The 12,237-nt window shown below is 62.5% G+C and carries 12 protein-coding genes; 1 reads left to right on the forward strand and 11 read right to left on the reverse strand.

Features of this window, described 5'->3' with window-relative positions:
* Window positions 1-307: 307 nt before the first annotated feature.
* The 8 genes from rpsO to rimP all read right to left on the reverse strand — a co-directional run bounded on the left by rpsO (window position 308) and on the right by rimP (window position 9,055).
* Entirely contained in the window at window positions 308-682 is a 375-nt protein-coding gene (rpsO, locus tag AC56QX_RS01540) for a 30S ribosomal protein S15 (protein ID WP_272481095.1), read from the reverse strand.
* A 77-nt stretch (window positions 683-759) separates the two neighbouring features.
* The gene (gene corA, locus AC56QX_RS01545; protein WP_497113402.1) at window positions 760-1,854 is read right to left on the reverse strand and encodes a magnesium/cobalt transporter CorA; all 1,095 of its coding nucleotides are present in this window, start codon (window positions 1,852-1,854) and stop codon (window positions 760-762) included.
* A 44-nt stretch (window positions 1,855-1,898) separates the two neighbouring features.
* Complete coding sequence (gene truB / locus AC56QX_RS01550; protein WP_497113403.1) at window positions 1,899-2,876, reverse strand: tRNA pseudouridine(55) synthase TruB; 978 nt, start codon at window positions 2,874-2,876, stop codon at window positions 1,899-1,901.
* Window positions 2,876-3,328: a 30S ribosome-binding factor RbfA gene (gene rbfA / locus AC56QX_RS01555; protein WP_497113404.1), complete on the reverse strand. Its 453-nt coding sequence runs from the start codon at window positions 3,326-3,328 to the stop codon at window positions 2,876-2,878. The genes truB and rbfA overlap by 1 nt, the downstream gene beginning before the upstream one ends.
* Before the next feature lie 173 nt (window positions 3,329-3,501).
* The gene (gene infB / locus AC56QX_RS01560) at window positions 3,502-6,081 is read right to left on the reverse strand and encodes a translation initiation factor IF-2 (protein WP_497113405.1); all 2,580 of its coding nucleotides are present in this window, start codon (window positions 6,079-6,081) and stop codon (window positions 3,502-3,504) included.
* Entirely contained in the window at window positions 6,078-6,728 is a 651-nt protein-coding gene (locus tag AC56QX_RS01565; RefSeq protein WP_497118064.1) for an RNA-binding protein, read from the reverse strand. The genes infB and AC56QX_RS01565 overlap by 4 nt, the downstream gene beginning before the upstream one ends.
* A gap of 38 nt (window positions 6,729-6,766) precedes the next feature.
* Window positions 6,767-8,362 carry a transcription termination factor NusA gene (gene nusA / locus AC56QX_RS01570; RefSeq protein WP_497113406.1) on the reverse strand — a complete coding sequence of 532 codons (1,596 nt, stop codon included), beginning with the start codon at window positions 8,360-8,362 and terminating at the stop codon, window positions 6,767-6,769.
* Window positions 8,363-8,410: 48 nt separating this feature from the next.
* On the reverse strand, window positions 8,411-9,055 hold the full coding sequence (rimP, locus tag AC56QX_RS01575) for a ribosome maturation factor RimP (RefSeq protein WP_497113407.1): 645 nt from the start codon (window positions 9,053-9,055) through the stop codon (window positions 8,411-8,413).
* A 290-nt stretch (window positions 9,056-9,345) separates the two neighbouring features.
* Between rimP and AC56QX_RS01580 the strand changes: the two genes are divergently transcribed.
* On the forward strand, window positions 9,346-9,510 hold the full coding sequence (locus AC56QX_RS01580) for a hypothetical protein (protein ID WP_477441123.1): 165 nt from the start codon (window positions 9,346-9,348) through the stop codon (window positions 9,508-9,510).
* A gap of 29 nt (window positions 9,511-9,539) precedes the next feature.
* Here AC56QX_RS01580 and trmB read toward each other — a convergent pair whose 3' ends face one another.
* The 3 genes from trmB to AC56QX_RS01595 all read right to left on the reverse strand — a co-directional run bounded on the left by trmB (window position 9,540) and on the right by AC56QX_RS01595 (window position 12,119).
* Window positions 9,540-10,241, reverse strand: a complete 702-nt coding sequence (gene trmB / locus AC56QX_RS01585) for a tRNA (guanine(46)-N(7))-methyltransferase TrmB (protein WP_497113408.1) — start codon at window positions 10,239-10,241, stop codon at window positions 9,540-9,542.
* A 24-nt stretch (window positions 10,242-10,265) separates the two neighbouring features.
* On the reverse strand, window positions 10,266-11,531 hold the full coding sequence (gene metK / locus AC56QX_RS01590) for a methionine adenosyltransferase (RefSeq protein WP_497113409.1): 1,266 nt from the start codon (window positions 11,529-11,531) through the stop codon (window positions 10,266-10,268).
* A 168-nt stretch (window positions 11,532-11,699) separates the two neighbouring features.
* The gene (locus AC56QX_RS01595; protein ID WP_027032979.1) at window positions 11,700-12,119 is read right to left on the reverse strand and encodes a helix-turn-helix domain-containing protein; all 420 of its coding nucleotides are present in this window, start codon (window positions 12,117-12,119) and stop codon (window positions 11,700-11,702) included.
* Window positions 12,120-12,237 lie beyond the last annotated feature (118 nt).

Here is a 12,237-nt window from a genome sequence, read left to right on the forward strand (position 1 = left end):
GGCTCGGGTTTCATCGGCACTATGGCCATACGAGCGTCCTGCAATCCTGCCCCATGACCGTCCATGGGTGGCTTAGAGTGGCCCTCTGCACGCTCTAAGCCGGATATGGCCAATCGATCGACTGGCCTGCGCATGACCCCGAAACCCACGGCTTACGGAACGCGTCATGCGCAAATTCACCTGTTGGAGCGTCCGTCCGGCATCCGGATGAGTGCGCGGCGCTCCAGTCCTGCATTCGAGATCGGATTGGACCGGGGCTCGAATGCGCGACCGGCGGACTCCCTGTGGGAGCCCGCCGGTCAATTCGTCAACGGCGCAGACCGAGCTTCTCGATCAGTGTCTGATAGCGCGCGTCGTCCTTGCGCTTGAGATAATCAAGCAGGCTGCGGCGCTGGGACACGAGAGCGAGCAGACCACGGCGGGAATGGTTATCCTTCTTGTGGTCCTTGAAATGATCGGTCAGGTTCTTGATGCGCTCGGAAAGGATGGCCACCTGGACTTCCGGAGACCCGGTATCGCCCTTGGCGGTTGCGAATTCACCCATCAATTCCTGTTTGCGCTCGGCAGTAATCGACATCGTGTTTTTCCTTATCTGTTTGAGGAAACGGGTCGCCCTCAGCCGGGATGTCGTCCAGCAGGGGCCGGTGCAGGCAAAGCGTCGTGGCGCTATGCTGCGGCGCATATAGTGCAATTCCCCGGAAAACACCAGCCCAATTCACGAAGCCGGCTTTTCACGCCAAAACGGCAAGTTTTCCGCTTTTACAGCCACTTCTTCCGTTTGAAGAAGACGATCAGCCCGACAGCAACGGCCAGCATGAACAGCAGCGAAGCCGGATAGCCATAATAGGCCTTCAGTTCCGGCATATTCCACGGCGAACTTTCGGGGTCGAAATTCATGCCCCATATGCCAACCAGGAAGGTGAGCGGCATGAAGATCACCGAGACGATGGTCAGGTAGGAGATAACGTCGTTGGTGCGCGCCTGGCTCAGCGACAGATGCATTTCGATCAGGCCGGTCAGCATGTCGCGCTGGTTCTCGACCAGTTCGATCAGCCGCAGCGCATGGTCGAGCGTGTCGTTGAAGAAAATCTTGGTCTCGGCCTTCACATAGGGCACGTCGTTGCGGATCAGCGTCGCCAGCGCATCGCGCATCGGCCACAGCACGCCCTTGAGCACATTGGCGTCGCGCCGCAATTCGTGCAGATGCCGCATCTGATGCTTGTGCGGCGTGGTCAGCATCTCGTCCTCGATGCCATCGACCTCATCGCTTGCCGTCTCGATCGGCGGGAAATAGCTGTCGACGATGGCATCAATCAGCGCATAGGCAAGATAGTCGGCGCCGCGCGAACGCAACCGGTTGGGCAAGGAGGCGGCAATGCGCTTGCGCACGGGATCGAAGGGATCGCCTTCGCGCTCCTGGAAGGTGACGACGAAGTTCTTGCCGAAGAACACCGCGATCTGCTCATAGCGATGCACCTTGACGTCGTCGATCATACGCATGACGACGAAGGCGTGGTCCTCGAAGAAATCGACCTTCGGCCGCTGGCCGGTATTGACGACATCTTCCAGCGCCAGCGGATGCAGGCTGAAGATCCGTCCGATCTCCTCGATCAGCTGGATGTTGGCGAGGCCCGTGCAATCCAGCCAGACGACCGGCCAGCTGTCGCAATGGGTGTTGAGGTCATCGATGCTGGCATTGTCGATGGTCTCGAATTTTTCCGGCGAGATCAGCGTCAGCCTGAGCTCGGAGCGGCGCGCCGCCGGATCGGCGATCAGCGTGCCCGGCGAAGCGCCGACCGGTGGCCGCCGCGTCTTCACCGGCGCCCGCTTCTTCACCGCCTCGGCCTTTGCCATGTGTCCCTCGAGCGTAGAGTCAACGTGAAGTTAGCCGAGAGCTGTCAGCCGGCAAAGACCCGCTTGGGCTTGAACATGCCTTGCTCGATCGCGCCGATGGCAACCAGCTTGCCGCGTGCCGTCGCGCAGGCTTCTTCCGCCTCGACAGGCGCATCGCGGCCACGAATGATGACCGGGTTGCCAAGCCGGATCTTTGTCGCCGCGTCGTCGCTGATGGCGATCTGCGGCAGGCAGTCGAGAGCCGCTGAGGTATCGACAAGAAGCGCGTCGATCGCGCCGAAGTCCACCGGCACTTCAATTGCATCAGCATCGTCGGCAGGCTCAGGCTTGTCGTCACCTTGCACGCCGAAGCGAGCCGACTCGAGTTCGGCGATGGTGACGAAATCCTCAGGCGTGAACGGCTCGACCTCGACCCGGCGCAGGTTGGAAATATGGCCGAAGCAGCCGAGGTCGCGGCCCATGTCGCGGGCCAGCGAGCGCACATAGGTGCCCTTGCCGCATTCGACCTCGAAAATAGTGTCGTCGGCGTGATGCTCGATGATGTCCAGACGCCCGATCTCGATCTCGCGCGCGGGAATGTCGACCGTCTCGCCTTCGCGGGCGAGGTCATAGGCGCGTTCGCCCGCGATCTTGATGGCCGAGAATTGCGGCGGTGTCTGCATGATGACGCCGGTGTATTTCGGCAGCAGCGCCTTGATCTCGGCTTCCGCCGGACGCAGCTCGGAACTCTTCGTCACCGGTCCTTCAAGATCGTCGGTGGAGCGCTCCTGGCCCCAGGCAACGGTGAAGCGATAGATCTTGGCGCCGTCCTGCACATAAGGCACGGTCTTGGTCGCTTCGCCGAGCGCGATCGGCAGCATGCCGGACGCCAGTGGGTCGAGCGTACCGGCATGGCCGGCTTTTTCCGCCTGGAACAGCCATTTGATCTTGGACACGGCCTCGGTCGAGCCCATGCCGACCGGCTTGTCCAGCACCACCCAGCCCGAGATTGGCCGGCCCTTTTTCTTGCCGCGACGCCCCATTATTCGCTGTCCTTGTCGTCTTTGGCCTTGATGTCTTTGTCCTTGTCGTCGTCGTTTTGGCCTTCGGCACCCAGATCACGCGCCACCTCGGGCGACTTCAGGAGATCGTTGATCCTGGCGAAATTGTCGAAGGAGGTGTCGAGCTTGAAGCGGAACTCCGGCATGAACTTCATCTGCCGCAGTGCGCCGGAGACACGGCCACGGACGAATTTCGCATGCTTGTTCAGCGCCTCGATCACCGCATCGGCATCCTTGGCACCAAGCGGCGAGACGAAAGCGGTGGCGACCCTCAGATCGGGCGACATGCGCACTTCCGAGACCGACACCACGGTGTTCTCGATCAGCGGATCGATGATCTCACCGCGCTGCAAGGTTTCGGAGAGCGCATGGCGCACCTGTTCGGCAACGCGCAGCATACGCTGGGATGGGCTGGATGTGGTTGGACGGGGCATTTTTCTCAATCCTGAAAGCGTGAGGCGCGGGATAGGACCGTGCCGCATGTCTCACATGTCAACGCATCGGCCCGAAATCGAATTCGGTTTCGAAAAGCACGATGCGCAATTTCACAATAAACTCCAGGCGGCGGTCATTCGACCACCGCCTGGCATGGACAAGTCACGCGAACTCAGAGCGTCCGGGTCACCATCTCGACGCGGAAGCACTCGATGACGTCGCCGACGCGCATGTCCTCGTAGTTCTGGAAGGCCATGCCGCACTCCTGGCCGCCGGGGACTTCCGAAACTTCGTCCTTGAAGCGCTTCAGCGTCTTCAGCGTGCCTTCGTGGATGACGACGTTGTCGCGGATCAGGCGTACGCCCGCGCCACGTTCGACCTTGCCTTCGGTGACACGGCAGCCGGCGATCTTGCCGACCTTGGTGATGTCGAAGATCTCGAGGATCTCGGCATTGCCGATGAAGGTCTCGCGACGCTCCGGCGACAGCAGGCCCGACAGAGCCGCTTTCACATCATCCACGAGGTTGTAGATGATCGAGTAATAGCGGATCTCGATGCCCGCGGCCGCGGCTGCGGCACGTGCCTGCACGTTGGCACGGACGTTGAAGCCGATGATCGCCGCACCAGACGTTTCCGCCAGCGACACATCGCTTTCGGTGATGGCGCCGGCGCCGGCATGGACGATGCGCGCACGCACCTCGTCGGTGCCGAGCTTGTCCAACGCGGCGTTGATGGCTTCGATCGAACCCTGCACGTCGCCCTTGATGACCAGCGGGAATTCCTTCAGCCCGCTCGTCTGCAACTGCGACATCATCTGTTCGAGCGAGCCGCGCTGGCCGGCATGCTTGGCCACCGCCTTCTCGCGCGCCAGACGCTGGCGATACTCGGTGATCTCGCGGGCGCGGGCCTCGTTGTTGACCACGGCGAAGCGGTCGCCAGCCTGCGGCGTGCCCTGAAGGCCGAGCACCTCGACCGGCATCGCCGGCGGCGCTTCCTTGATCTGCTCGCCGCGATCGTTGACCAGCGCGCGCACGCGGCCCCATTCGTTGCCGGCAACAAGGATGTCGCCGGGCATCAAGGTACCGGTCTGCACCAGCACGGTGGCAACGGGGCCACGGCCCTTGTCGAGCTGCGCCTCGATAACGACGCCCTCGGCGGTACGGTCCGGATTGGCCTTCAGGTCGAGGATTTCGGCCTGCAGCAGGATCGCCTCGAGCAGCTTGTCGAGATTGGTGCCCTTGGTCGCCGACACTTCGACGTCCAGCACCTCGCCGCCCATGGATTCGACGAAGACCTCATGACGCAGCAGTTCGGAGCGTACTTTCTGCGGATCGGCGTCATGTTTGTCGATCTTGTTGATCGCCACGATGATCGGAACGCCGGCCGCCTTGGCATGGCTGATCGATTCGATCGTCTGCGGCATGACGCTGTCATCGGCCGCCACCACCAGGATGGCGATGTCGGTGGCCTGGGCGCCACGGGCGCGCATCGCCGTGAAGGCGGCGTGGCCTGGCGTGTCGATGAAGGTGATCTTGTGACCATTCTTCTCGACCTGATAGGCACCGATATGCTGGGTGATGCCGCCGGCCTCGCCGGAGACGACGTTGGCATTGCGGATCGCGTCGAGCAGCGAGGTCTTGCCGTGATCGACATGGCCCATGATGGTCACGACAGGCGGACGCGACACCAGGTCCTCGGTATTGTCGGCGATGTTGAACAGGCCTTCCTCGATGTCGGACTCGGCAACGCGGCGGACCGTATGGCCGAATTCGGTGGCGACCAGTTCGGCCGTGTCGGCGTCGATGACGTCGCCCGGCTTCAGGATCTGGCCCTGCTTCATGAAGTACTTCACCAGATCGACCGCACGCTCGGACATGCGCTGCGCCAGTTCTTGGATGGTGATGGTCTCCGGCAGGATCACTTCGCGCATGACTTTCTCGCGCGGCTCATTGTGCATCGCGCGTTTGAATTTTTCCTGGCGACGACGCATCGACGACAGCGAACGGGCCCGCGCATCCTCGTCGGATAGTGCGGAATTCAGCGTCAGCTTGCCACGGCGGCGGTCTTCCTCGCTCTTGGTCGGCTTGGCCGGACGCGCCACTTCGGGCGTGACCAGACGGCGCACTGGCGCACCAGCTACGGCCCGCTTCGGCTTGACCTCCTCGTCATCGGCGGTTGCCAATTCTGCAGCTTGCGGCGCGCGGCGGCGCGCCTCCTCCTCGGCGCGGCGGCGGGATTCGGCCTCGGTCTGCAACCGTGCCTCTTCCTCGGCCTGGCGGCGCGCGGACTCCTCGCGTTCGCGCTTGCGGCGCTCTTCGTCATCGGCGCGGCGCTTGGCATCCTCGGCGGCGCGCTGGCGGTCTTCGACCTCGCGGACCTTCGAGCCCTCAAGCGCCCTGCGGCGCGCCTCCATTTCGCTGCGCGACAGCTCGTTCAGCACCATACCGCCGCGTTCGACAGGGGCTGGTGGTGCCGGCGGAGGCGGAGGAGGTGGCGCCTTTGGCGCTTCCTGTACGACAGGCGCAGCCACGACCACCGGCTTCGGTGTGAAGACGGGAGCGGCGACCGGCTCCGGCTTGTCGCCGGGCATCGAAAATTTGCGCTTCTTGGTTTCGACGACGACCTGCTTGGTGCGGCCGTGCGAGAAGTTCTGACGCACAGTGCCCTGCTCCATGCCGGGGCGCTTCAGCGTCAAGGTCTTCTTCGGCGTCACACTCAGCGTATTGTCGTCGCCCGATTTCGTATCGCTCATTCCATATCCTCTGCGGGCTCATCTTCGTCAGCAACGGCCGCAAGCATTGCCAGATCGTCCGGGGTACCGCCCCGATATCGGTCGAGCGCAACCATGCGCTTCTGGACCGCCTTACCCGCGTCTCCCGCGAGGACGGCAGCATGTATCACATTTGTGCCCCCCAATGCCAAGCTCAACTCGGCCTCGGAGAAAAGTTTGTAGGCAAGGATAGAAGGGCCGCCAATATGGACGGTCGCCCGCCGCGCCTGGCTGATCTTGCGCACGCCATCGTCGGATGCTTCGTTCGCGTGGAGCACGAAAAGCGCTAATCCACCGCGCACCGCGCTCTCGACCTTGGTGGCACCAAGAGAAATCGCGCCTGCCTTGCGGGCGAGACCCAGCATGCCCAGAGCGGATCTGGAAAGCAGCCCATCGACCATGCCGCCAAGATCCGGCGGCACAACCACCTGTGCCTTGAAGGCGCGGGCAAAAAGGTTCCTGGCCGCCGCCTTGTCGATATGTAGGCGGTCAGCGCTCACCCAGCAACCACGGCCGGGCAGATTTCTCTTGAGATCAGGAACGACGGCCGAATCCGGGCCGACGACGAACCGGATCAATTCATCCGGTTCGGCCTGCTTGCGGGTGACGATGCAGGTGCGATCGTTCATCTCGTCCAAGGGCGGGTTCTGTGCGATGCGGTTTCACCTCACGCACCAACGGCTTCGTCAGCCGGGACTTCTTCGGCTGCAAGCTCGTCTTCGGTGATCCAGCCGGCCTTGAGGCGGGCATTGAGAACCATCTGCTCGGCATCGGCGCGCGACACGCCGTGATTGGCGAGCACGCCGGGGAATACCTTGGTCTCGCCGTCCTTGCGTTCCTTCCAGCCGGTCAGGTCGTCGGCGGCATAGCCGGCGAAATCCTCGATGGTCTTCACGCCGTCCTCGCCGAGCGTCACCATCATGGCGGTGGTGACACCGGGGATCTCGCGCAATTCGTCCGTCACGCCCAGTGCCTTGCGCTTGTCGTCATGCTCGGCCTCGATCTTCTCCAGATACTCGCGGGCGCGGGTCTGGATTTCCGAAGCGGTGTCTTCATCGAAGCCGTCGATCGAGGCGATTTCGCCAGCGTCGACATAGGCGACTTCCTCGACGCTGGTGAAGCCTTCGGAGGCCAGCACCCGGCCAACCATCTCGTCGACATCGAGGGCTTCCATGAACAGCGCCGAGCGCTCGACGAATTCCTTCTGGCGGCGCTCGGATTCCTCGGCCTCGGTCAGGATGTCGATGTCCCAGCCGGTGAGCTGCGAGGCGAGACGCACGTTCTGGCCGCGGCGGCCGATGGCCAGCGACAGCTGATCGTCGGGAACCACCACCTCGATGCGCTCGGCGTCCTCGTCAAGCACGACCTTGGCGACTTCCGCCGGCTGCAGCGCATTGACGATGAAGGAGGCGGCCGAAGGCGACCACGGAATGATATCGATCTTTTCGCCCTGCAATTCGCCGACGACGGCCTGGACGCGGCTGCCGCGCATACCGACGCAGGCGCCGACCGGATCGATCGAACTGTCCCGCGAGATGACGGCGATCTTGGCGCGCGAGCCCGGATCGCGGGCAACCGACTTGATCTCGATGATGCCGTCATAGATTTCCGGCACTTCCATGGTGAAGAGCTTGGCCATGAACTGCGGATGGGTGCGCGACAGGAAGATCTGCGGGCCGCGCTGCTCGCGACGCACGTCGTAGACATAGGCGCGGACGCGGTCGCCATACTTGTAGTTCTCGCGCGGAATCAGCTCGTCGCGGCGGATGATCGCCTCGCCACGGCCGAGATCGACAATGACGTTGCCGTATTCGACGCGCTTGACGGTGCCGTTGACGATCTCGCCGATGCGGTCCTTGTATTCGTCGTACTGGCGGTCACGCTCGGCCTCGCGCACCTTCTGCACGATGACCTGCTTGGCCGATTGGGCGGCGATGCGGCCAAAATCCATCGGCGGCAGCTGTTCGGCGATGAAGTCGCCGAGCTGGGCGTCGGGATTGCGCTCGCGGGCCGAGGAAATGGCGATCTGCGTGGCGTAGTCGTCGACCTTTTCGACCACTTCCATCAGCCGCTGCAGCTTCATCTCGCCGGTGTTCGGGTTGATGTCGGCGCGGATGTTGGTTTCCTGGCCATAACGCGAGCGCGCCGCCTTCTGGATCGCATCGGCCATGGCGGCGATGACGATCGACTTGTCGATCGACTTTTCACGCGCGACCGCGTCGGCAATCTGCAGCAGTTCAAGTCTGTTGGCGCTAACAACCATCTTATTTCTCCCGAGCTTGTTGCCGAGCTTTTACGCCCGGCCGCTCAATCATAGTTCCTGTTCGATTTCGTCTTCCGCGCCGCCTTCAGCACCGTCGGGTGCATCATCAGGCTCGCCGCGGCGTTTCTTGGCTTCCTTGCGTTCCCGGTTGTCCTTCGACAACGCCTCACGGATGAGGTCGTCGGTAAGGATCAGCCGCACATCGGCGATCGCGTCATAGGGAACGCGCACCGTCGGCTCCTCGCCATAGGCCGCCTTGTCGCGCTCGATCAGCACGTCGTTTTCACCGGCCTCGGCGATCTTGCCCTTGAAGCGCTTGCGATCGGCGACGATGACCGATGTTTCCATCTTCACCAAGTGACCGGTCCAGGTGACGAAATCCGATTTGCGCACCAACGGCCGGTCGATGCCGGGCGACGAGACTTCGAGATGATAGGCCTTCTCGATCGGATCATCGACGTCAAGCGCCGGCGACACCGCGCGGCTGACCTCTTCGCAATCCTCGACGGTCATGGTGCCGTCCTCGCGTTCGGCCATGATCTGCAGTGTCAGCCCGTTCTGGCCGGACAGATGCACGCGCACAAGGCGAAAGCCGATGCCGCGCAGCACCGGCTGGACGATCAGCGCAATGCGCGCATCGATGCCGCTTTCGCGGATGATGCGGTCGTCACCTTCGCTTGCCGTTGCAGTCATCAAGTACCTGTCGTTCGTTTCAAACCTATCGGCAGGTAATAAAAAAGAGCGGGACCGGGTGGACCCACTCTTCGTCATACCGACCAAGAATTTGAGGCTGATATAAACGAACATGGCCGGTGTTTCAAGCCCGCCGTGCCGGTCCGGCAAAAGCGCTGACAGCATCAGCATTGCTCCAGGCGCATGGCCGCCATGCGACAATCCCCCTGTGAGAGCCGGCGGAGCGCTCTTATTTGTTAGCCACGACACGAACAGAACCGGCACGCGGTGGCGTGCGAAAGGACAAGATCATGAGCAACCGCAGATTATTTTCCGCCTTGGGCGATCTCTTCACCACATTCGGCAGCGCGGTCGCCGCGTCGCGTGCCGTGGAAGCCGGCCGCAAGCCGCGCGCCGACGATTTGCGCACACTCGGCATGGATCCGGCTATTTTCAACAGGATCGGCCGTTTCTGAAAATCTGGAAACAGGCGCCATGTTGGCGCCTATTTCCTGACAAAGGTCAGATAGGCGGGCCGCCGGCCCTCGCGAATGGCTTTCGCCTCGTAACGCGTGCTCGGCCAGCCGTCGTAGGGACGGTGCCAGTCCGCCGCTTCCGCGGCCTGCCATGCGAAGGCGCCATGCGCCCGGCAATGCAGCAAGGTCCAGTTCACATACGTGTCGATATCTGACGCGAAGCGGAATTTCGAACCCTTCTTCAGGACGCGCGCAAAACGGTCGAGATTGACCGGGCTGACGAAGCGCCGCTTCCAGTGTTTCTTTTTCGGCCAGGGATCGGGATAGAGAAGGTCGATGCCGTCGAGCGAGGCCGGCGGCAGCCAATCGAGCAGCCGGGTGGCGTCATCGTCATGGACCCTGAGATTGGCCAGTGGCCTTGCCCGCACGGCCATCATCATCTTGGCCATGCCGTTGACGAAGGGCTCTACACCGATGAAGCCGACCGCCGGCGCCTCGATGGCCCGGTGCAGAAGATGTTCGCCGCCGCCAAAGCCGATCTCCAGTCGCACGGCCGAAACATCAGTTTCAAACAGAGTGCGCAGATCCGACGGCGCCTCAGCCGTCAGATCGAGCCGGTAGGCGCCAAGCCCGCTTTCCAGGGCCGCTGCCTGCTGCGGGCGAACGGGCTTGCCGCGCCGGCGACCGAAAAAGGCTTCGGTCGCACGGCTTGGCCTGTCTTGCGGGCTCATCTGGTCGCAGGTCTGTCGTGGCGCTCAGGCCGCGACAGCATCCTTAAGCGCCTTGGCGAGATCCGTCTTTTCCCAGGAGAAAGACCCGTCACGGCCAGCCTTGCGGCCGAAATGGCCGTAAGACGACGTCTTGGCGTAGATCGGCTTGTTGAGGTCGAGATGGCGGCGGATGCCTGACGGCGACAGGTCCATCACGGTGCGCAGCGCGCCCTCGAGCTTTGCCTCGTCGACCTTGCCGGTGCCGTGCAGGTCGACATAGACCGACAGAGGCTGGGCGACGCCGATGGCGTAGGAAAGCTGGATGGTGCAGCGGTCGGCAAGCTTCGCCGCCACGACATTCTTGGCCAGATAGCGCGCCGCGTAAGCTGCCGAACGGTCGACCTTGGTGGTGTCCTTGCCGGAGAACGCGCCGCCGCCATGCGGTGCCGCGCCACCATAGGTGTCGACGATGATCTTGCGGCCGGTGAGGCCGGCGTCGCCGTCCGGGCCGCCGATGACGAACTTGCCGGTCGGGTTGATGTACCACATGCAATCGTCGGCAATCTTGAGGTCGCCCAATGCTTCGCGGATGTAGGGTTCGACGACCTTGCGCACCTTCTTCGAATCCCAGGTTGCGTCGAGATGCTGGGTCGACAGCACGATCTGCGTCGCCTCGGCTGCCTTGCCGTCGATGTAGCGGACAGTGACCTGGCTCTTGGCGTCCGGGCCGAGCTTGCCGGCCTCGCCGTTGTTTTCGTGACGGGCGGCGGCCAGAAGTTCGAGGATCTTGTGGCTGTAATAGATCGGCGCCGGCATCAGGTCCGGCGTCTCGCGGCAGGCATAGCCGAACATGATGCCCTGGTCGCCGGCACCTTCTTCGCCCTGGCGGTCGGCGGCGTTGTCGACGCCCTGGCCGATGTCGGGCGACTGGCCATGCAGCAAGACTTCGATCTTGGCGGTCTTCCAGTGGAAACCGGCCTGTTCATAGCCGATCTCGCGAATCGCCTTGCGGGCGACCGACTTGAACTTGGCTGGGTTGATGATCGAATGTCCGGCCGCATCCTTGAGGATATTGCCGGCCCTGTCCTTCTTCAGCAGCGTCTCGGGGACGCGCACTTCGCCGGCGATGACGACACGGTTGGTGGTTGCCAAGGTCTCGCAGGCGACACGGACTTTCCATGGGTCCATGCCGGTCTTCTTGGCTTCGCGGTAGACCAGATCGACAATCTCGTCGGAGATCCGGTCACAGACTTTGTCGGGATGGCCCTCGGCAACGGATTCCGAGGTAAAGAAGTAGTTCTGCCGCGTCACGGGTGTCCCCTCTTGAAAAACGATCGGCAGGCTGCCGATTTTGGCGCGCCACGTGTTAGCGGGGCAAAGCGCCGCTCGTCAAGCGTTGCCGGCATTCTGGCACGACTGTCGATGTCGATATCTTGTGCCACCGGCGGCGAATGCCGCCGGTTCGAGGCGCATTGAGGGTCAGTCGAGATCGTCCGCGGCGAGCGACTTCACCAGGTCGATGATCCTGCGGCGCACCTTGACGTCGGCGATCTTGACGAAGGCCCGGTTGAGCTGAAGGCCTTCGGGACTGCCGCAGAACTCAACGGCGAAAGCCATCGACGCATCCTCCGAAAAGCCACGGCCGGCCACCGCTTCCTGGCCGGGCGCATCCTCGAAAAAGAAGGCGACGGGCACGCCGAGTATAGAGGCTATCGCCTGCAGCCGGCTGGCGCCGACGCGGTTGGTGCCCTTTTCATATTTCTGGATCTGTTGAAATGTGATGCCGAGATTCTCGCCCAGCTTTTCCTGGCTCATTCCGAGCATGTTGCGCCGAAGCCGGACGCGACTTCCAACATGGATGTCGATGGGATTCGGTTTCTTCTTGTTTTCTTCTGTCATTTTTTCCTCGCCGAATTTTTTCGGCTTTGTGATTTTTTTCTCGCCCAAAAAAGGCCGGAGGCGACTGCCCCAACAGTACGATCCACCGGCTTCGAGAAATTTTCAGGCGATACAGTAT

The sequence above is a fragment of the Mesorhizobium sp. RCAM 06353 genome (assembly GCF_059683585.1).

Excerpts from the sequence above, each read along its gene's own strand:
- rpsO (WP_272481095.1), bottom strand. The coding sequence starts at position 682 with ATGCGCCGCAGCATAGCGCCACGACGCTTTGCCTGCACCGGCCCCTGC.
- corA (WP_497113402.1), bottom strand. The coding sequence starts at position 1,854 with ATGGCAAAGGCCGAGGCGGTGAAGAAGCGGGCGCCGGTGAAGACGCGG.
- truB (WP_497113403.1), bottom strand. The coding sequence starts at position 2,876 with ATGGGGCGTCGCGGCAAGAAAAAGGGCCGGCCAATCTCGGGCTGGGTG.
- rbfA (WP_497113404.1), bottom strand. The coding sequence starts at position 3,328 with ATGCCCCGTCCAACCACATCCAGCCCATCCCAGCGTATGCTGCGCGTT.
- infB (WP_497113405.1), bottom strand. The coding sequence starts at position 6,081 with ATGAGCGATACGAAATCGGGCGACGACAATACGCTGAGTGTGACGCCG.
- AC56QX_RS01565 (WP_497118064.1), bottom strand. The coding sequence starts at position 6,728 with ATGAACGATCGCACCTGCATCGTCACCCGCAAGCAGGCCGAACCGGAT.
- nusA (WP_497113406.1), bottom strand. The coding sequence starts at position 8,362 with ATGGTTGTTAGCGCCAACAGACTTGAACTGCTGCAGATTGCCGACGCG.
- rimP (WP_497113407.1), bottom strand. The coding sequence starts at position 9,055 with ATGACTGCAACGGCAAGCGAAGGTGACGACCGCATCATCCGCGAAAGC.
- AC56QX_RS01580 (WP_477441123.1), top strand. The coding sequence starts at position 9,346 with ATGAGCAACCGCAGATTATTTTCCGCCTTGGGCGATCTCTTCACCACA.
- trmB (WP_497113408.1), bottom strand. The coding sequence starts at position 10,241 with ATGAGCCCGCAAGACAGGCCAAGCCGTGCGACCGAAGCCTTTTTCGGT.
- AC56QX_RS01595 (WP_027032979.1), bottom strand. The coding sequence starts at position 12,119 with ATGACAGAAGAAAACAAGAAGAAACCGAATCCCATCGACATCCATGTT.